The sequence below is a fragment of the Streptomyces sp. NPDC058371 genome, from assembly GCF_042723265.1.
Taxonomy (GTDB): Bacteria; Actinomycetota; Actinomycetes; order Streptomycetales; family Streptomycetaceae; genus Streptomyces.
In genome coordinates this window covers 522,290-539,699 of the sequence record NZ_JBHXJC010000002.1, presented here as the reverse complement: position 1 = coordinate 539,699, position 17,410 = coordinate 522,290, and the positions used below count along the sequence as shown (strand labels likewise).

Annotated in this window: 13 protein-coding genes; 6 read left to right on the top strand and 7 right to left on the bottom strand. The window is 71.0% G+C overall.

Annotated elements, in window-relative coordinates:
- The first annotated feature begins 377 nt into the window (after nucleotides 1–377).
- The 3 genes from ACFWM2_RS10005 (at nucleotide 378) to pflA (ending at nucleotide 4,442) form a co-directional block, all read left to right on the top strand.
- Nucleotides 378–1,301, top strand: a complete 924-nt coding sequence (locus ACFWM2_RS10005) for a carbamate kinase (protein WP_383275585.1) — start codon at nucleotides 378–380, stop codon at nucleotides 1,299–1,301.
- 148 nt (nucleotides 1,302–1,449) lie between these two features.
- Nucleotides 1,450–3,708, top strand: coding sequence for a formate C-acetyltransferase (gene pflB / locus ACFWM2_RS10000; RefSeq protein ID WP_383275582.1), 2,259 nt, complete (start codon nucleotides 1,450–1,452; stop codon nucleotides 3,706–3,708).
- The gene (gene pflA / locus ACFWM2_RS09995; RefSeq protein WP_383276500.1) at nucleotides 3,699–4,442 is read left to right on the top strand and encodes a pyruvate formate-lyase-activating protein; all 744 of its coding nucleotides are present in this window, start codon (nucleotides 3,699–3,701) and stop codon (nucleotides 4,440–4,442) included. Before pflB ends, pflA begins: the two co-directional genes overlap by 10 nt.
- Before the next feature lie 285 nt (nucleotides 4,443–4,727).
- Here pflA and ppdK read toward each other — a convergent pair whose 3' ends face one another.
- Nucleotides 4,728–7,358 carry a pyruvate, phosphate dikinase gene (ppdK, locus tag ACFWM2_RS09990; RefSeq protein WP_383275579.1) on the bottom strand — a complete coding sequence of 877 codons (2,631 nt, stop codon included), beginning with the start codon at nucleotides 7,356–7,358 and terminating at the stop codon, nucleotides 4,728–4,730.
- Nucleotides 7,359–7,380: 22 nt separating this feature from the next.
- Nucleotides 7,381–8,289 carry a universal stress protein gene (locus ACFWM2_RS09985; RefSeq protein ID WP_383275576.1) on the bottom strand — a complete coding sequence of 303 codons (909 nt, stop codon included), beginning with the start codon at nucleotides 8,287–8,289 and terminating at the stop codon, nucleotides 7,381–7,383.
- A 276-nt stretch (nucleotides 8,290–8,565) separates the two neighbouring features.
- Here ACFWM2_RS09985 and ACFWM2_RS09980 point away from each other — a divergent pair, with 276 nt between their 5' ends.
- The 3 genes from ACFWM2_RS09980 (at nucleotide 8,566) to ACFWM2_RS09970 (ending at nucleotide 10,034) form a co-directional block, all read left to right on the top strand.
- The gene (locus ACFWM2_RS09980) at nucleotides 8,566–9,027 is read left to right on the top strand and encodes a cyclic nucleotide-binding domain-containing protein (RefSeq protein ID WP_383275573.1); all 462 of its coding nucleotides are present in this window, start codon (nucleotides 8,566–8,568) and stop codon (nucleotides 9,025–9,027) included.
- A gap of 42 nt (nucleotides 9,028–9,069) precedes the next feature.
- Nucleotides 9,070–9,198: a hypothetical protein gene (locus tag ACFWM2_RS09975; RefSeq protein WP_383275570.1), complete on the top strand. Its 129-nt coding sequence runs from the start codon at nucleotides 9,070–9,072 to the stop codon at nucleotides 9,196–9,198.
- 134 nt (nucleotides 9,199–9,332) lie between these two features.
- Nucleotides 9,333–10,034 (top strand): response regulator, encoded by a 702-nt coding sequence (locus tag ACFWM2_RS09970; protein ID WP_383275567.1) that lies wholly within the window; start codon nucleotides 9,333–9,335, stop codon nucleotides 10,032–10,034.
- 160 nt (nucleotides 10,035–10,194) lie between these two features.
- Here the strand turns inward: ACFWM2_RS09970 and ACFWM2_RS09965 are convergent, their stop codons facing one another.
- The 5 genes from ACFWM2_RS09965 to gap form a co-directional block, all read right to left on the bottom strand.
- Nucleotides 10,195–11,940, bottom strand: coding sequence for a GAF domain-containing protein (locus ACFWM2_RS09965; protein ID WP_383275564.1), 1,746 nt, complete (start codon nucleotides 11,938–11,940; stop codon nucleotides 10,195–10,197).
- 221 nt (nucleotides 11,941–12,161) lie between these two features.
- Nucleotides 12,162–12,707: a flavodoxin domain-containing protein gene (locus ACFWM2_RS09960; RefSeq protein ID WP_383275561.1), complete on the bottom strand. Its 546-nt coding sequence runs from the start codon at nucleotides 12,705–12,707 to the stop codon at nucleotides 12,162–12,164.
- The gene (locus ACFWM2_RS09955; RefSeq protein ID WP_383275558.1) at nucleotides 12,689–13,420 is read right to left on the bottom strand and encodes a CBS domain-containing protein; all 732 of its coding nucleotides are present in this window, start codon (nucleotides 13,418–13,420) and stop codon (nucleotides 12,689–12,691) included. The genes ACFWM2_RS09960 and ACFWM2_RS09955 overlap by 19 nt, the downstream gene beginning before the upstream one ends.
- 12 nt (nucleotides 13,421–13,432) lie before the next feature.
- The gene (locus ACFWM2_RS09950) at nucleotides 13,433–16,162 is read right to left on the bottom strand and encodes a GNAT family N-acetyltransferase (protein WP_383275555.1); all 2,730 of its coding nucleotides are present in this window, start codon (nucleotides 16,160–16,162) and stop codon (nucleotides 13,433–13,435) included.
- A 207-nt stretch (nucleotides 16,163–16,369) separates the two neighbouring features.
- Nucleotides 16,370–17,383, bottom strand: a complete 1,014-nt coding sequence (gap, locus tag ACFWM2_RS09945; RefSeq protein ID WP_383275552.1) for a type I glyceraldehyde-3-phosphate dehydrogenase — start codon at nucleotides 17,381–17,383, stop codon at nucleotides 16,370–16,372.
- Nucleotides 17,384–17,410 lie beyond the last annotated feature (27 nt).

The following is a 17,410-nucleotide window of genomic DNA, read 5'->3' as shown; positions in this document are numbered from 1 at the left end:
CCGTGTCGCCGTGGCGGTGACCTGTCAGGCCCTGTCCTGGCCGGTCACCGCCATGGCAACGCGGCGCCGTGTCGGCCGCCTCCGGGCGGAGGCACAATGCCCAACTCTCAGGCTGACGAGCCCCGCGCCTCCCGGGCGGACCCCGTCCGCCCGCAGAGAGCCGATCGGCCCCATCCGGGGACCTACGGCCCCTGCAGCGCGTCCGCTTCGGCCACGACGCTGGAGGCGGACCGTCCGACGCATCCGCACCGACCTCGGGAACCTCGACGTACTGCGCGGCCCGCCTGCCCGGACTCCGCCGTCGGGACCTCGTCGAGCACACCCGCCTCGACTCCGGCGAACCCGGCACGCTCGTCGCCACTCTGGAGGACTGACCCATGCGTATCGTCGTCGCCCTCGGAGGCAACGCCCTGCTGCACCGTGGCGAACGCCCCGACGCGGCCGTCCAGCAGGCGAACATCGACCGGGTGACCACCGCGCTCGCGGCCCTCGCCCACGAGCACGAGATCGTCATCACGCACGGCAACGGGCCGCAGATCGGCCTGCTCGCCGTCGAGAGCGCGGCCGATCCCGCACTGAGCGCCCCCTATCCGCTGGACATGCTCGGCGCCCAGACCCAGGGCCTGATCGGTTCCCTGCTGGCGCGCACCCTGCACAACGCCCTGCCCGGGCGCAGGATCGCCGCGCTGGTCACCCACACCCTGGTACGGGCCGACGACCCCGCATTCGACCGGCCCACCAAGTTCGTCGGCCCGGTGTATCCGGGCGGGTCGGCGGTGTCTCTCGCCCGGGAACAGGGCTGGCACATCGCGGCGGACGGCACGGGCCTGCGGCGCGTCGTCGCCTCCCCGGCGCCTCAGCGGATCCTGGAGGCCGAGACCGTCCACGAACTGCTGAACAGCGGCACGCTCGTCATCTGCGGGGGCGGGGGAGGAGTCCCCGTCACCGCCGACCCCGTCACCGGCGCGGTGACCGGCGTGCAAGCCGTCGTCGACAAGGACCTCACCGCGGCGCTGCTCGCCGAGGACCTGAAGGCCGACTTCCTGCTCATCCTCACGGACGTTCCCTGCGTCTATGCCGGTTACGGCACCCCTGACCAGCGGCCCGTTCTCCACGCCACCCCTGCCGAGCTGCGCCGGGGCGGCTACCCCGACGGTTCGATGGGGCCCAAGGCCGAGGCCGCCGCCCGGTTCGTCGAGCGGACCGGCGGGCCGGCCGCCATCGGCGCCCTGGACGCGGCGTACGAAATCTTCCACGGCGGGTCGGGCACGCTCGTCCGGCCGGATCCGTCCGTCGGATGACAGGCCGTGGCGGGAGGACGGGCCGAACGGCACCCACAAGGGGACGGACGGCGGGGTCCTGTGCACTGTCCGGCCCTCCCCACGGGGCGCCGCGCGTCACGAGGATCGAAGCGGAGACATTCCAGCGCGAAGCAAGGGAGAACCGGCGATGACAGTGACAGTGACGGCCGGAACGTCGGCGCCCGAGGCAGGGCGCGGCTTCGCCGGGACACGGTGGCGCGACCGTATCGACGTACGCGACTTCATTCAGGCCAACTACACGCCGTACGAGGGCGATTCGGCCTTCCTGGCAGGCCCGACGGACCGCACCCGAGCCGTGTGGGAGAAGGTCAGCGCCCTGTTCCCGGAGGAGCGGCGCAAGGGCATCCTCGACGTCGACACCACAACCCCCTCGACGATCACCTCGCACGCACCCGGATACATCGACCGCGAGCGGGAGTTGATCGTCGGCCTGCAGACCGACGCCCCGCTGAAGCGCGCGATCATGCCGAACGGCGGCCTGCGGATGGTCGAGAACAGCCTGAAGGCCTACGGGTACGAGCCCGACCCCTTCGTCTCCCGCGTCTTCGGGACCTATCGCAAGACCCACAACGACGGCGTCTTCGACGCGTACACCCCCGAGATGCGGGCCGCCCGCAAGGCCGGGATCATCACCGGGCTGCCCGACGCGTACGGCCGCGGCCGGATCATCGGCGACTACCGGCGCGTCGCGCTGTACGGCACCGCCTTCCTCGCGCACGCCAAACGGGCCGAGCGCGCTCTGCTCGACGCCGGTCCTTCGACGGCGGACACCATCCGGGACCGTGAGGAACTCGCCGAGCAGACGCGGGCGTTGGGCGAGCTGACGCGGATGGCGGCCACGTACGGCTGTGACGTCTCCCGGCCCGCGACCACCGCCCGCGAGGCCGTGCAGTGGCTCTACCTCGGCTACCTGGCCGCGGTGAAGGAGCAGAACGGCGCCGCGATGTCGCTGGGCCGCACGTCCACCTTCCTGGACGTCTACCTCCAACGAGACCTGGATGACGGGGTCCTCGACGAGACTCGTGCCCAGGAGCTGATCGACGACTTCGTGATCAAGCTGCGGATCGTACGGTTCCTGCGGACCCCCGAGTACGACGCGCTGTTCTCCGGCGACCCGACCTGGGTGACGGAGTCCATCGGCGGCATCGGCTCCGACGGCCGACCGCTGGTCACCCGCACCTCCTTCCGCTTCCTTCAGACCCTCTACAACCTCGGCCCCGCGCCCGAACCCAACCTGACCGTGCTGTGGTCGCCCCGACTGCCCTCAGGCTTCAAGGAGTTCTGCGCCCAGGTGTCCATCGACACCAGCGCCGTGCAGTACGAGTCCGACGAGCTGATGCGTCCGTGGACCGGGGACGACACCGCGATCGCGTGCTGCGTCTCGGCGATGGCGGTCGGGAAGCAGATGCAGTTCTTCGGGGCCCGGGTCAATCTCGCCAAGGCGCTGCTGTACGCGATCAACGGCGGCCGGGACGAGATGAGCGGCGAGCAGATCGCGCCCGGGACGCCCGCGCTGACCGGCGAGTACCTGGAGTACGGCGAGCTGTCGGCGGCGTACGACCGGATGCTGGACTGGCTGGCGGGCACGTATGTCAACACGCTCAACGTCATCCACTTCATGCACGACAAGTACGCCTACGAGCGCGTCGAGATGGCGCTGCACGACCATCCCGTGCACCGCTTCATGGCCTGCGGCATCGCGGGTCTTTCGGTCGCCGCCGACAGCCTGTCCGCGGTCAGGTACGCGCGGGTGAAGGTGATCCGGGACGACACCGGGCTGGCCGTGGACTTCGAGATCGAGGGCGACTGGCCGGCGTACGGCAACAACGACGACAGTGTCGACGCCATCGCGGTCGGCCTGGTCGAGTCCTTCATGGCCAAGGTGCGCGAGCACCCCGCCCACCGGGACGCCGAGCACACCCAGTCGGTGCTGACGATCACCTCCAACGTCGTCTACGGCAAGCACACCGGCAACACCCCCGACGGCCGCCGCGCCGGACAGCCCTTCGCGCCCGGCGCCAACCCCATGAACGGCCGCGACCGGCACGGAGTGGCCGCCTCCGCACTCTCGGTCGCCAAACTCCCCTACGAGCAGGCACGCGACGGCATCTCGCTGACGACGACCGTCACGCCCGAGGGCCTGGGCCACCACCCGGCCGAGCGCGCGGGCAACCTGGTCGGCATCCTCGACGCCTACACGGCCTCCGGCGGCTTCCACATGAACGTCAACGTGCTGGACCGGGCCATGCTTCAGGATGCGATGGAACACCCGGAGAAATACCCGGAGTTGACCATCCGGGTCTCCGGATACGCCGTCAACTTCGTCCGGCTGACCCGCGAGCAGCAGCTCGACGTGATCAGCCGTACCTTCCACGGATCGCTGTGAAGACCACGCCGGCGGGCCGGATCCACTCCTGGGACCTGTCCACCGGTGTGGACGGTCCCGGGACCCGGTTCGTCCTCTTCGTCAGCGGCTGCTCGCTGCGCTGTCTGTACTGCGCCAACCCCGACACCTGGCACATGCGGGACGGACGGGAGGCCTTGGTCGACGAGGTGCTGGCGGAGATCGAGAAGTACCGGGACTTCATCACCACGGCCGGCGGCGGGGTGACCATCACCGGCGGTGAGCCGCTGCTCCAGCCCGCGTTCACCGCCGCGATCCTGCGCCGCTGCAAGGAGGCGGGACTGCACACCGCAGTCGACACCTCCGGCGTCCTCGGCGCCCGCGCCACCGACGAACTGCTCGCCGACACCGACCTGGTGCTGCTGGACATCAAGTCCTTCGAGATCCGTACGTACCGGAAGCTGACCGGCGGAGAGCTCGCGCCCACTCTCAACTTCGCCACGCGTCTGGACCGTCTGGGCATCCCCGTGTGGATCCGCTACGTCCTGGTGCCAGGCTGGACCGATGACCAGCGGGCCGTCGCAGGGCTCGCCCGCTTCGTCGCCGGCCTCGGCAATGTCGGCCGGGTGGACGTTCTGCCGTTCCACAAGCTGGGTGCCTCGAAGTACGAAGCCCTCGGGATCCCCTTCCCGCTGCGTGACAACCCGGCTCCCGAGCCGGCGCTGACCGACCGGGTGCGAGAGCAGGTCAGGGAGCAGGGGCTCACGGCCTACTGAAGCCGGGGCCACTGGCGACCGGCGGCATGGAGAGTGGTCGCGCCGGGCCCGCCGGAGCGGTACGAGGCGCTTGCAGTTCTGCTCCACCGACCGCCCTCGGGCGGTCGGTGGTTTTCGCGGAATCGCGTCTACACGGCCCCGGTGGGGACGACCACGACCGGGCAGTGGGAGTGGTCCAGCAAGGCGTGGGTGACTCTGCTCAGTTGCCGGCCGAGCCGGTGGGGTCCGCGGCACGCACCCGCGAGACGGCGGAAGCCAGGATCGGACCGGCCGCGTGCCGCGTGCCTACGTGGCGGCCGACGTGCCGTCGGCCCGGTTCGCGAGGGCGGCTCGGCCCGCTTCGAGGCGGGCGGCCGGCACGCGGAACGGCGAGCAGGAGACGTAGTCGAGGCCGGTGTCGTGGAAGAAGTGGATGGAGTCGGGGTCGCCGCCGTGTTCTCCGCAGACGCCGATCCTCAGGCCGGGCTTCGTGGCGCGGCCCTCCTCGACGGCGATGCGGACCAGGCGGCCGACGCCCTCGCGGTCGAGGGTCTCGAAGGGGGAGGCGGCGAAGATGCCCTGGGCCAGGTAGGCGGGGAAGAAGGACGCTTCGGCGTCGTCGCGGGACAGGCCCCAGGCGGTCTGGGTCAGGTCGTTGGTGCCGAAGGAGAAGAAGTCGGCTGCTTCGGCGATACGGCCGGCGGTCAGCGCGGCACGGGGAAGTTCGATCATCGTGCCGATGGGGCAGTTGACCGTGAGCCCGGAGGCGTCCGACACCTCGGCCAGCACGCGTTCCGTCGTCTCCCGCACGATCCGCAGTTCCTCGACCGTGCCGACCAGCGGAACCATGATCTCGGCCTGTGGGTCTCCGCCGGCCCTCCGCCGTTCCACGACGGCCTCGGCGATCGCCCGTACCTGCATCTCGACCAGACCCGGGACGACGAGTCCCAGGCGCACACCCCGCAGTCCCAGCATGGGGTTGCTCTCGTGCATCCGCTCGACGGCGGTCAGCAGGAGTCGGTCGTGGGCGGTCGGGTGGGTGGCGACGCGCACGGCGAGTTCGGTGCGGTCGGGCAGGAACTCGTTCAGTGGTGGGTCGATGAGGCGGATCGTCACCGGTAGCCCGTCCATGGCGGCCAGGATTCCGGTGAAGTCGGCCCGTTGGAGTGGCAGGAGGGCGTCCAGTGCGGCGCGCCGACCGGTCTCGTCCTCGGCCAGGATCATTGCCTCGATGAGGCCCCGCCGTTCACCGAGGAACATGTGCTCGGTGCGGCACAGGCCGATGCCCTCGGCTCCGTAGCGGCGGGCGCGGGCCGCGTCCTCGGGGGTGTCGGCGTTGGCATGGACTCCCAACCGCTTTACGGAGTCGGCGTGTTGAAGGGTACGGGCCACCGCGTCGGTCAGTACGCCGTCCCGCTCCCCGGTGTCCAGGAAGCGGCCGACCGGCGAGTCGGCCAGCGGCAGCGCGCCGAGGTGGACGCTGCCCGCGGTGCCGTCCACGGAGATCACCGTGCCTTCGGCGAGTACGGTCCGGTCGGGTGCGGTGAGTGTCCGTGCCCCGACGTCCACCGTCAGTTCCTCGGCCCCGCACACACAGACCTTGCCCATGCCGCGCGCCACGACGGCCGCGTGACTGGTCTTGCCGCCGCGGCTGGTCAGCACGGCCTCGGCGGCGACCATCCCGGGCAGATCGTCGGGAGTGGTCTCACGGCGTACGAGGATCACCTTGTCCCCCGTCGCGGCACGGCGTACGGCCTCCGCCGAGTCGAAGACGATCGCGCCGACGGCCGCGCCCGGAGAGGCGGGAACGCCGTGCGCCAGCGGCTTCGTGTCCGCGTGTGCTTCGAAACGGGGGAACATCAGCCGGGCGAGCTGCGCCCCGCCGACGCGGGTCAGCGCCTCGTCCTCGTCGATCACCTTTTCGTCGACGAGCGCCTCGGCGATGCGGAACGCGGCCTCGGCGGTGCGCTTGCCGACCCGGGTCTGGAGCATCCAGAGCGTGCCGCGCTCGACGGTGAACTCGATGTCGCACAGGTCGCGGTACTGGTGCTCAAGGGTTCCCATGTGATCGACGAGCTGCCGGTACGAGCTCGGGTCGAGGCGTTCCAGTTCGGCGAGCGGTACGGCGTTGCGGATGCCGGCGACGACGTCCTCGCCCTGGGCGTTGGGCAGGTAGTCGCCGTAGACACCGCGGGCGCCGGTCGCCGGGTCGCGGGTGAAGGCGACGCCGGTGCCGGAGTCCTGGCCGAGGTTGCCGAAGACCATGGCCTGGATGTTGACGGCGGTGCCCAGATCGTCGGGGATGTTCTCGCGCCGCCGGTAGAGGCGGGCACGCTCGCTGTTCCAGGAGCGGAAGACCGCCCGGATCGCGCGGTACAGCTGCTCGGCCGGGTCCTGCGGGAACTCCTCACCGGTCGCGTCCCGGATCACCGTCTTGAAGTCCTCGATGAGCTGGGCGGGGTCGTCGGTGGATCCGTGCCGGTCGAACAGTTCCGGAGCGATGCCGAGGACGGTACGGCCGTACATCTGGAGGAGCCGGCGGTAGGAGTCCCACGCGGAGCGCTCCCGGCCGGTGGCCTTGGCCAGAGCGAGGACGGACTCGTCGCCGAGGCCGATGTCGAGGATCGTCTCCATCATCCCGGGCATCGAGAACTTGCTGCCCGAGCGCACGGACAGCAGCAGCGGGTTGTCCCGCCCGCCCAGCTCGCGGCCGATCCGGTGTTCCAACCCGGCCAGGGCATCGTCGACCTGGGCGCCCAGCTCCTCGGGTTCCGTGCCGGTGGCCAGGTACTCCCGGCAGGCGCGGGTGGTGACGGTGAAGCCGGGGGGCACGGGCAGGCCCAGGCGGGTCATCTCCGCGAGGTTCGCCCCCTTGCCGCCGAGCACGTCCGCCATGTCACGGCCGCCCTCGGCGAATGCGTACACGTACCTGGTCATCTTTCTCACCCTCCGGGCTTGTTCAGGCGTGCGGTACGACGGCGACGGGGCAGGGCGCGTGATGCAGCGCCGCGTGTGCGACGGGGCCGATGTGGGTGCCGAGACGGGTTTCGCGCATCCGGCGTCCCACCACGACGAGGGCCGCGCCGGCCGAGGCGCTGATCAGCTCGTCGGCCGCACGTCCTTCAATGACGCTCTCGACGACGGCGACCTCGGGGAACTTCTCGCACCAGGGGCGCAGCGCGGCGGTCACCGCGTGCTGGTGCTCGGCGAGCAGCTCCGGGCCCCTCACCGGGACGAGCGTGTCCATCGCCTCGAAGTCCGGTGGACGGCTGAAGGTGTGGATCACATGCAGTGCGGAGCCCCGGCGCCCGGCGGCGTCGAAGGCGAACTCGATCAGTTCGTCGCAGGGCCGGCCGGTGTCGAGACCGAGTTCGACATCGCGGTACGGGACCCCGGGTATCTCGTCCGGGGAAATGCCGTCCGGTGCCGAGAAGTGCTCATCGGCGGCGCTCCCGCCCACCCTCACCAATGCCACGGGGCGGGGCGCCCTGGCGGCGACTCGCTGTGACACCGACCCCATCAGGAACCCCGCGACGCCGCCGAATCCACGGGAACCGAGGACCAGTAGTTCGGACTCCTCGGCCGCCCTGAGAAGGACAGCGACCGGGGAGTCCGCCACCGCCTGGCCGGTGACCTGCAGACCTGGGTGCGCGGCGCGCATGCTGTCCGCCACCCGTTCCGGCAGGTCCTCGGCCCAGGCCCGTTGGGACATGTCCGCGGGCACGGACGGAGCCGGACGCGGATGCCACTCCCAGGCATGCACCAGACGCAGCGCGGCGCCCCGGCGTGCAGCTTCCCGGGCCGCCCAGTGCGCGGCGGCCAGGCTTTCGGGAGAACCGTCGATCCCCGCGGTGACGTGTCGAAGCATGATCCGTACCTCCAGTGTTGCTGCCCGTGGGTTCCTCTTCCTCCTTCGAGCCTGGTACTGGGGCGAGCACTGGCGCAGAGGCCGGGCAGGCCCTTGCGATGGGCCTTTCGGCCCTGATGCAGTTCCGCCCGGTGTGCGCCACCAAGGACGGCCCTACCGATCGCCTTGGCCGACGCCGTGCGGCCCGGCCCGGGGGCCGGGTGGCCCATGGCGGAGGAGGGGGGACAGGGAGAGATTTGGAGTAGGCAAGGTCGCGCTCCAGGAAGAGGCAGGACCATGAACGCATCCCCTACGTCCACCATGTTGCGGGCGTTGCCCGTCGAGCCCCGTGAACAGCTGATGTGCCTCGCCCGCGAGGTGTCGTTCCCGCAGGGCACCCGCCTCTTCAAGGAGGGCGGACGCGCCGACCGGTTCTGGATCATCCGCACCGGCACGATCGCCCTCGACATGCACGTGCCCGGTCGCCAAGCGGCCGTCATCGAGACACTCGGGCACAACGAACTCGTCGGCTGGTCCTGGCTGTTCGGACCGCACACCTGGTGTCTGGGCGCCGAGACGCAGAGTCCGGTGCGTGCCTACGAGTTCGACGCCGAGGCGGTACGGGCCATGTGGCGGGCCGACCCCGCGCTGGGAATGGCCCTGACCCAGTGGGTGGGAGACGTCGTCGCCCGCCGGCTGCGGTCGGCGAGGACCCGCTTGCTGGACGTGTACGCGCCCTACGGCAGCAGCGCCTACTGACCCGACCACGATGGAATGGTCGGAACCGACCAAGGAGTCACCGTGCACGGCACCCCGCACATCGTGAGCACATCTTTGGTGCCCGTGGCCGCCCGCCTGGTGCGGGCAGTCGAGGGCGTGGTGGACGTGAAGTGCGAGCTCACGGGGCCGGTGCGCCGCCCGGAGCAGTGACCGGCGGCCGAACCGAGGACCGCCGTCGGGTTGGACCGGTCGGCCCTAGTGCATCCGGAGCGGAAGGGTGAGGATTGTTGTCACAGTCGGCATGTGGTCCGTACTCCGTAGTCCATCAGTGAGCGAGGGTCGTCATGGCCGAGGCGCGTACCTTCACGGCACAGAGCCCGATCCGGGTCTTCCTGCTGGATGACCACGAGGTCGTACGACGCGGTCTCACCGACCTGCTGGACTCCGAGCCGGACATCTCGGTGGTCGGCGACGCGAACAGCGCCGAGCACGCGCTGGTGCGCGGGCCGGCACTGCGTCCGGACGTGGCCGTCCTCGACGTACGCCTGCCGGACGGTGACGGGATCAGTGTCTGCCGCGAGCTGCGCAGCCGGATGCCGGAGCTGGCCTGTCTGATGCTGACGTCGTTCGACGACGAGGAGGCACTGCTCGACGCGATCATGGCCGGGGCGGCGGGCTATGTGCTCAAGCAGATCAAGGGGTCCGATCTCGTCTCGGCGGTCCGCACCGTCGCCTCCGGCCAGTCGATGCTGGACCCCACGACGACCGCCCGCCTGATGCGCTCCCTGCGCGCGGACCTCGACGAGGGACCGGCGCTCGCACCCGAGCTCGCCGGCCTGTCACCCCGCGAGCGGGACATCCTCGCGCTCATCGGGGACGGGCTCACCAACCGCGAGATCGGCAAGAAGCTCTACCTGTCCGAGAAGACGGTGAAGAACCACATCTCCCGGCTGCTGGCGAAGCTCGGCGTCCAGCGCCGCGTCCAGGCGGCGGTCATGGCCAGCCATCTCGAAAGGACCGGCCCCACCGACCACCCGACGCGCTGAGTCCGCCCCACCTCCACCGGCCGTCCGACGCGCTGAGTCCGCCCCACCTGCACCGACCACCCGACGCGCTGAGTCCGCCCCACCTGCACCGGCCGTCCGACGCGCTGAGTCCGCCCCGTCTCGTCGTCCGGGCCTGCCGCGGGACGGCCTCCTTCTGCGGTCAGCGTCCGTCCGCGGCACCGTCCGCAGTCACGGGAACCCGCCACACCAGCCGCGTGCCGCCGCCCTCCGGCCGCTCGCCGAGCGTCAGCGTTCCGCCGAGGGTGACGGCACGCTCCTCGATGTTCTTCAGCCCGCTGCGCCCGACGTCACCCGGCACCCCGCAGCCGTCGTCCGTCACCGTGAGCGTCAACTCGCCCTTGGTGCACTGAAGCCGGACGTCCACCGCCTGTGCTCCGGAGTGCCGGGCCGCGTTGCTGAGCGCCTCGCCGAGCACCGCGACCGCATGGTCGGCGATGTCGCCGGGAACATCGGTCTCGACGAGCCCCTCGATGCGCAGCGCGGGCGGGAATCCGAGTGACGTGGCCGAGGCCCTCACCGCCTCGGCAACCCGCCCGCGCAGGCCGTCGCTCTCCCGCCCGCCCCCGCCGTGGGTGCGCAGTCCGAAGATCGTGGACCGAATGATCTTGATGGTGTCGTCGAGGTCGTCGACGGTCCGTGTCAGCCGCTCCATGCCCTCGGGGTGCTCCATGAATCGCTGGCTGCTCTGCAGGGTCATGCCGGCCGCGAACAGCCGCTGGATGGCGAGGTCATGCAGGTCGCGGGCGATGCGGTCCCGGTCCTGGAGGAGGGTGATCTGTTCCACGTCCCGCCGCCGCTCGGCCAACTCCAGCGCCAGCGCCGCCTGGTCGGCGAACCCGAGCAGCGGCCCGGTGTCCACGTCGCCGAACGGCGTACCGCCCGGCACGCGCCCCAGCAGCAGCACGCCCCGCGGTTTCCCGCCGGCGCTCAGCGGCACCGCGACCACGGGTCCGAGCCCGGCCCACTGGGCTTCGCCTTCACCCGTGCGGGCGTCGTGCTCGATGTCGGCGCTGACCACCGGCTCCATCGCGCCGAGTGCGGCTGCGACGAAACCGTCCCGCGCGGACAACACCAGACCGCTGCGTTCCTCTCTGCCCAGGCCGACGGCCAGGGCCGGCCGCAGTGTCTCCTCGCCCGGTACGCGCTCCGCGATCAGTCCCATGTCGGCGGAGACGATCTTCCGGGCCTCGTCGACGATCAGTTCCATCACGTCCGGGCTCGGCGCACCGGTCAGGAGCATGCTGGTGACCTTGCCGCTGGCCCGCTGCCAGCGCTCGCGCAGCGTGGTCTCCTCGTACAGGCGCGCGTTCTCGATGGCCACTCCGGCGGCCACTGCCAGGGTCAGCAGGACGGACTTGTCCTCCGCGTCGAACTCCCTGGCGCTGCGCTTCTCGGTGAGGTAGAGGTTCCCGAACACCTCCTCGCGCACCCGGATCGGTACGCCGAGGAAGGAGTGCATCGGCGGGTGGTGCGCCGGGAAGCCGTACGACGCCGGGTGCTCCGACAGCTCCGGCAGCCGCAGGGGCACCGGGTGCCGGATCAGCTCGCCCAGGAGCCCGTGCCCGCTGGGCAGCGCACCGATCTCCGACCGCCCCTCTTCGTCGATGCCGACGGTCAGGAACTCGGACAGCTTCTGGTCGGCGCCGATCACGCCCAGCGCTCCGTACTCGGCGTCCACCAGCACCACCGCGGCCTCGACGATGCTGCGCAGCACCTGCGGCAGGTCGAGTTCCCGTCCGACCGAGAGGACGGCCTCCAGCAGGCTGTGCAGGCGGTCCCGGGTGCCGCGTACGGCGTCGATGCGCACCTGCAGCTCGCTCATCAGTTCATCGAGCCGCAGCTTGGGCACATGCTCCTCGGAACCGTCGCGTGCATCCCCGCTCATGGCTTCCTCCGACCGGTACAGCAGACAAGGCGGGCTCGAACCAGTTCCCCTGCCTTCACCGTACTGTCCGGAGGGCCTCGAAAGCGCTGTCGGACGGGCCGAAGTCAGGTCGGCATCTCGTTGGCAAGGCCCGTGTTGAACGGCCTCGGGGAGGTGCGGGTGTGTTCCCAAGGACGTGCCCCTCGAGCCGGCGTACGGGGACGGGAGGAGGCCCGCATGGTTCAGCTCCTTTGCGGCTCGGCCGCGAACTCAGTGCCGATCCGCGTGGCCCATGTCTTGATCTGCTCGAAGTCGCGGAAGTCTCCGCCCTTGCCGGAGGAGACGATCTTCCGGGCGATGAATCCTGTCGCTCCCTCTTCGAGGCACCCCCCGAAGGTGACGTGTTCCTTGGCGTCGAGCCGGAGCATGGCCCGCTGCACACCGGGCACGGGCGGGATGTCCCGTTCCGACGCCGTGGCGTCGAGCGGGCCGCTGCTGAAGAACCACAGCGGGCGCCCGGCCAGCGCGCGGCCGTGACGGCGGACGAAGCGGCGGGCGTCCTTGTGCCAGCGCCCCGCGTACAGCCCGCCACCCACCACCACGGCGTCGTACGACTCCACGTTCGTCACGGACCGGGCAGGAACCGCCTCGGCCGACACTCCCTCCTTGCGCAGGACTTCGGCGATGGTCTCGGCGATCCGCGCGGTCGAACCGTTCGTCGTTCCGTAGGCAACCAGCACTTTGCTCAGCGTGACGGCGCACCTTCCTCTCAGGTCTTTCGCAGCCATTCCCCGGTCACACCCTGCACAGCCGGCTCGTCCGGCCTCAGGTGCGCGTCGTCCAGCCGGTACGTGAGCTTGTCGACCACCGCGACGACACCGTCGATGCGGTTGGTCATGGCGAGGGCGATCCCCGCCTCGCTCCTGCGCTCCACATGGCCCGTGAGCGTCACGACTCCTGCGTCCACACCGACCTCGACGCTCGACGGCGCCAGCCACAGCGAGCGGACCAGCACCTCGTCGATCACCATGCGGCGGATCTTGGCGTCGGGCTGCAGGAAGACCTGGATCAGGTCGCGGCGGGTGACGATGCCGACGACCCGGTCCTCCTCGTCCACCACCGGCAGTCGCTCCACACGGTGCTGTGCCATGGTCCGGGCGGCCTCGGCGATGGTGTTGCCGGCGTACACCGTGACCGGCGGCACGGACATCAGCTGTCCGGCGGTACGGGCATGCGCCTTCGCGGCCTGCCTGCGAGCGCCGCGGTTCAGCCCGGCGAGCCGGAAGCGGCGCTTGTGCCTGCCCGGGTCGGGTGTCTCCGCCTGCCGGACCATGAGGTCGGTCTCGGAGATCACCCCGATGACCCTCTCGTCCTCGTCGACCACCGGCAGTCCGCTGATGCGGTGCTCGGCGAGGAGCCCTGCCACCTCCTTGAACGGGGTGCCGTCCAGCACCCGAACGACCTCCGTCGCCATCACGGATCCGACCTTGTCGTGCTTCATGTCTGTTCCTCCTCAGCGCAGTCGGCGCAGATAGGGGTCCTGGGCCCTGCGCGGCAGCAGGCGGACTCGCGCGTCGAGCACGGTGACCGCGTCAGGCGTCGCGAGGACGGGGTTGAAGTCGGCCTCGGCGAGTTGCGGCAGATCGCTCGACATGCGGGACAGCCGCAGCAGCAGCTGTTCGAGGCTCTGGAGGTCGACCGGTCCGCTGCCGTGCGCGCCGAACAGGAGCGGTGCGCAGCGCGGGACGGTGATCAGGTCGTGCACGTCGAGGTCGGTCAGCGGGGCGAGGCGGGCGATGCGGGTCCCCCCGGTCGAGCGAAGTCGTGACTGGGGGAGGTCGGCCAGGGCCTCGGTCGCGGTGCCGCCGAGTCCGAAGAGCACGAGCGGGCCGAAGACCTCGTCCTGCACGACGCCCGCGAACAGTTCGGTGCCGCGCGCGGCCAGCGGCTGGACGACCACCCCGGTCATCAGGCCGGCGAACCGGTTCTCGAAGTCCCTGAAGGAGGCGCGCACTTGGGCGTCACCATCGAGATCGAGGTGCACGGCGTGCTGTTCGCTCTTGTGGAGCCGGCCGGGCCAGTGGGCCTTCATGACCACCCGGCCGTCGGGGCCGCGCAGCCGTTCGGCCGCGATGACGGCGTCGTCCTCCGTCTCCGCCCAGGACCAGGGGAGCTGGGGAATGCCGTAGCAGGCGAGGAGTTCGGCGCAGGTGCGCGGGTCGAGCCAGCCGCCGTCCGGGTGGGCGGCGAGATAGGTTTCGGCGACCGTGCGGGCCCGGGCCGTGTCGACCTCCGCGAGCTCCGGGACGGTGCCCGCGGGTCGGCTCAGCCAGGCCGCACGGCGGGACGCGTGCGCCAACGCCTGTGCTGCCGCGCCCGGTTCGGCGTACGACGGGATGGTGCCGCCGTCCTTCGTCGGCAGCAGTCTGACCGGCAGGTCCTGCTCCAGGCGTACGACGGCAACTGGATGGGCGCGGCGTGCGGGGCCGCTGGTGAGGGCTCGCACGAGATCGTCGCCGGTCGCGGCCGCGACGGCCGTGGGGACGAGGGCCAGCAGGACGGCGTCGATACCCGGGTGCCGCATGATCCGGTCCACGCAGTCGCCGAGCTCCTCCTCACTGACGGCCGCGGTGACGTCGAGGGGGTTGCCCACGGTCGCACCATCGGGCAGTACGGCATGCAGGCTCTCGATCACCGAGGGTGTGAGCGGCGGAAGCGACAACCCCGCTTCCGCGCAGGCGTCCGCGGCCAGGACACCCACGCCGCCCGCATTGGTGACGACGGCCACGCGGGTCCCGGTCGGTAGCGGCTGGGAGTGCAACAGGGCGGCGGTTTCCAGGAGTTCGCCCACCGAGCGGGTGGCGGTGATGCCGGCCTGGGTGAACAGCGCCTGCCGGGTCATGGTCGGGGTCGCGGCCGCCGCGGTGTGCGAGGCGGCGGCGCGGCGGCCGGCGTCGGTGCGGCCGGCGTCGACCGTGAGCACCGGCATACGGCGGGTCACGCGCCGGGCGGTACGGGAGAACGCCCGCGGGTTGCCGAAGGACTCCAGGTGCAGCAGGGCGAGTTCGGTGCGGTTGTCGCTCTCCCACCACTGGAGCATGTCGTTGCCGCTGACGTCGTACTTGTCGCCGAGCGAGGCGAAGGACGAGACACCGATGCCGAGCCGGGACAGCCCGTCGAGCAGGGCGATGCCGACGCCGCCGGACTGCACGGCGACGCCCGCCGTCCCGGGGCGCGGATGGTCCGCTGCGAAGGTGGCGTCGAGGGAGAGTGCCGGGTCGGTGTTGGTGATGCCGAGGCAGTTGGGTCCGACGAGCCGCATGCCGTACGTGCGGCACGTGGCCATGAGGGCTTCCGCCTGCCGGCTGTCGAGGCCGGCCGAGACGACGAGCAGTGCCCGTACGCCGGTCTTGCCGCACTCCTCCGCGGCATCGGGGAGGGCCCCCGCGGGCAGCGCGAGGACCGCGAGATCCGGGACCTTGGGCAGCGCACTGACCGAGGGGTAGGACGGCACGCCGAGGATCGAGGTGGCCCGGGGGTTCACCGCGAAGAGCCGCCGGGTGAAGCCGCCCGCGTGCAGATGGTGCAGGAGAGCCCGCCCCACCGATCCGGGCCTGCGCCCGGCACCCACCACGGCGATCGCGTTCGGCCGCAGCAGCGGTTCCAGACTGGCCACGTCGGCGGCCCCGCCGCGGGCCTCGACGGCGGAGAGATAGGCGTCGTCCTCGGCCAGTTCGATGGCGCAGCGCACCTCCGGACCCTCGAAACGGCGTGTGGTGCGCAGGCCCAGGTCGGCGAAGAGCTGAAGCACTTCGTGGTTCTCGGAGAGCGCGTCCGCCGTGAACGTGGTGATGCCGTCCGCACGGGCGGCGGAGACCAGGTGCTCGACGAGGAGCGTGCCGACGCCGTGGTGGTGCAGCGTGTCGTTCACGGCGATGGATATCTCGGCCGAGGCGGCGTCGTCGCCGACCTCGTACTCGGCCAGGCCGATCACCTGGTCCTTCGACTCGGCCATCAGCGCCCGGTATCCGGGGTGCGGCGGAGCGGAGGCCCGGTCGGCGGCCATCGCTGCGGAACGCCGGCTCGCCGCGAAGAACCGCAGCCGCAGATTCTCCGCGGACATCTCGTCGTAGAGCCCCTGCAGTTGCTCGTGATCGGCTTGCTGCACAGGACGTATGCACACGGTGGTGCCGTCCGAGAGCAGGGCATGGACCGTGGGTCGGCTGTGCGTGTCATCCGTCATCGTGGGTCTCCTTCAAAGCCTTTTGACCCTTCGAGCATCCAGCGGACGGGGCGGTGATCCCATGGGCTGTCCGGGGGTGCGTCGGGGGCCGGTCGGCCCTAAAAGCCTGGTCCCGCACGCGCAACGGGCCCAGGCCGGCACTCGGCGGACATCGCGGGTGCGGACATGGGCCCGGGCGGGGTGACGGCGGCCTACGGGTCGGCTTCCTCAGCCGTCGGCCACCAGTGCCGTGAGGTCGAGGAGGCGGTTGGTGTAGCCCCACTCGTTGTCGTACCAGCCGAAGACCTTGACCAGATTGCCGTGCGCCTGCGTCAGCGCCGGGTCGAAGACGCAGGACGCGGGGTCGCCGATGACGTCGCGGGAGACGATGGGCGCCGTCGACACGCGGAGGATGCCCATCAACGGGCCCTCCGCGGCCTCGGCGAAGGCCGTATTGACTTCCTCCACCGTCGCCTCGCGCCGCAGCACCACCGCGAGGTCCGTGAGCGAACCGTCCTCGACGGGCACGCGGACCGCGATGCCGTCCAGGGCACCCGCCAGTTCCGGCAGCACCAGGCCGACGGCGCGGGCGGCGCCCGTGCTGGTCGGGATGATGCTCAGCGCCGCGGAGCGGGCCCTGCGCAGGTCCTTGTGCGGGCCGTCCAGCAGGGACTGGTCGTTGGTGTAGCCGTGGATGGTGGTCATCATGCCCCGGTCGATGCCGAAGGTCTCGTGGAGCACCTTGACCATCGGGGCCACGCAGTTGGTGGTGCAGGAGGCCGCGGACACGATCCGGTCGCTCTGCCGGTCGTACGTGTTGTCGTTGACGCCCATCACGATGGTGGCGTCCGCGTTCTTGCCGGGCGCCGAGAGCAGCACCGTGTGGGCGCCGCCCTTCAGGTGCAGGGCCGCGGAGTCGCGGTCACGGAAGTGCCCCGTGGACTCGATGACGATGTCGGCGCCGTGGTCGGCCCACTGGAGGGCCGCCGGGTCGCGTTCGGCGGTGACGGCGATGCGATGGCCGTCGATGGTGATCGAACTGTCGTCGTGGCTCACCTCGCGTCCGATGCGGCCGAACGTCGAGTCGTACTCCAGCAGATGGGCCAGGGTGGCGGGCGGCGCGATGTCGTTGACGGCGACCACCTCGACGTACTGGGTGCCCGCTGCGGCGCGGTCCAGTGCCGCGCGCAGGTAGGTGCGGCCTATGCGGCCGAAGCCGTTGATGCCGACGCGTACGGTCATGGCGATGAACTCCTTTGCGGTGGAAGG

Excerpts from the sequence above, each read along its gene's own strand:
- ACFWM2_RS10005 (WP_383275585.1), top strand. The coding sequence starts at position 378 with ATGCGTATCGTCGTCGCCCTCGGAGGCAACGCCCTGCTGCACCGTGGC.
- pflB (WP_383275582.1), top strand. The coding sequence starts at position 1,450 with ATGACAGTGACAGTGACGGCCGGAACGTCGGCGCCCGAGGCAGGGCGC.
- ppdK (WP_383275579.1), bottom strand. The coding sequence starts at position 7,358 with ATGACCAGGTACGTGTACGCATTCGCCGAGGGCGGCCGTGACATGGCG.
- ACFWM2_RS09985 (WP_383275576.1), bottom strand. The coding sequence starts at position 8,289 with ATGCTTCGACACGTCACCGCGGGGATCGACGGTTCTCCCGAAAGCCTG.
- ACFWM2_RS09980 (WP_383275573.1), top strand. The coding sequence starts at position 8,566 with ATGAACGCATCCCCTACGTCCACCATGTTGCGGGCGTTGCCCGTCGAG.
- ACFWM2_RS09970 (WP_383275567.1), top strand. The coding sequence starts at position 9,333 with ATGGCCGAGGCGCGTACCTTCACGGCACAGAGCCCGATCCGGGTCTTC.
- ACFWM2_RS09965 (WP_383275564.1), bottom strand. The coding sequence starts at position 11,940 with ATGAGCGGGGATGCACGCGACGGTTCCGAGGAGCATGTGCCCAAGCTG.
- ACFWM2_RS09960 (WP_383275561.1), bottom strand. The coding sequence starts at position 12,707 with ATGGCTGCGAAAGACCTGAGAGGAAGGTGCGCCGTCACGCTGAGCAAA.
- ACFWM2_RS09955 (WP_383275558.1), bottom strand. The coding sequence starts at position 13,420 with ATGAAGCACGACAAGGTCGGATCCGTGATGGCGACGGAGGTCGTTCGG.
- ACFWM2_RS09950 (WP_383275555.1), bottom strand. The coding sequence starts at position 16,162 with ATGACGGATGACACGCACAGCCGACCCACGGTCCATGCCCTGCTCTCG.
- gap (WP_383275552.1), bottom strand. The coding sequence starts at position 17,383 with ATGACCGTACGCGTCGGCATCAACGGCTTCGGCCGCATAGGCCGCACC.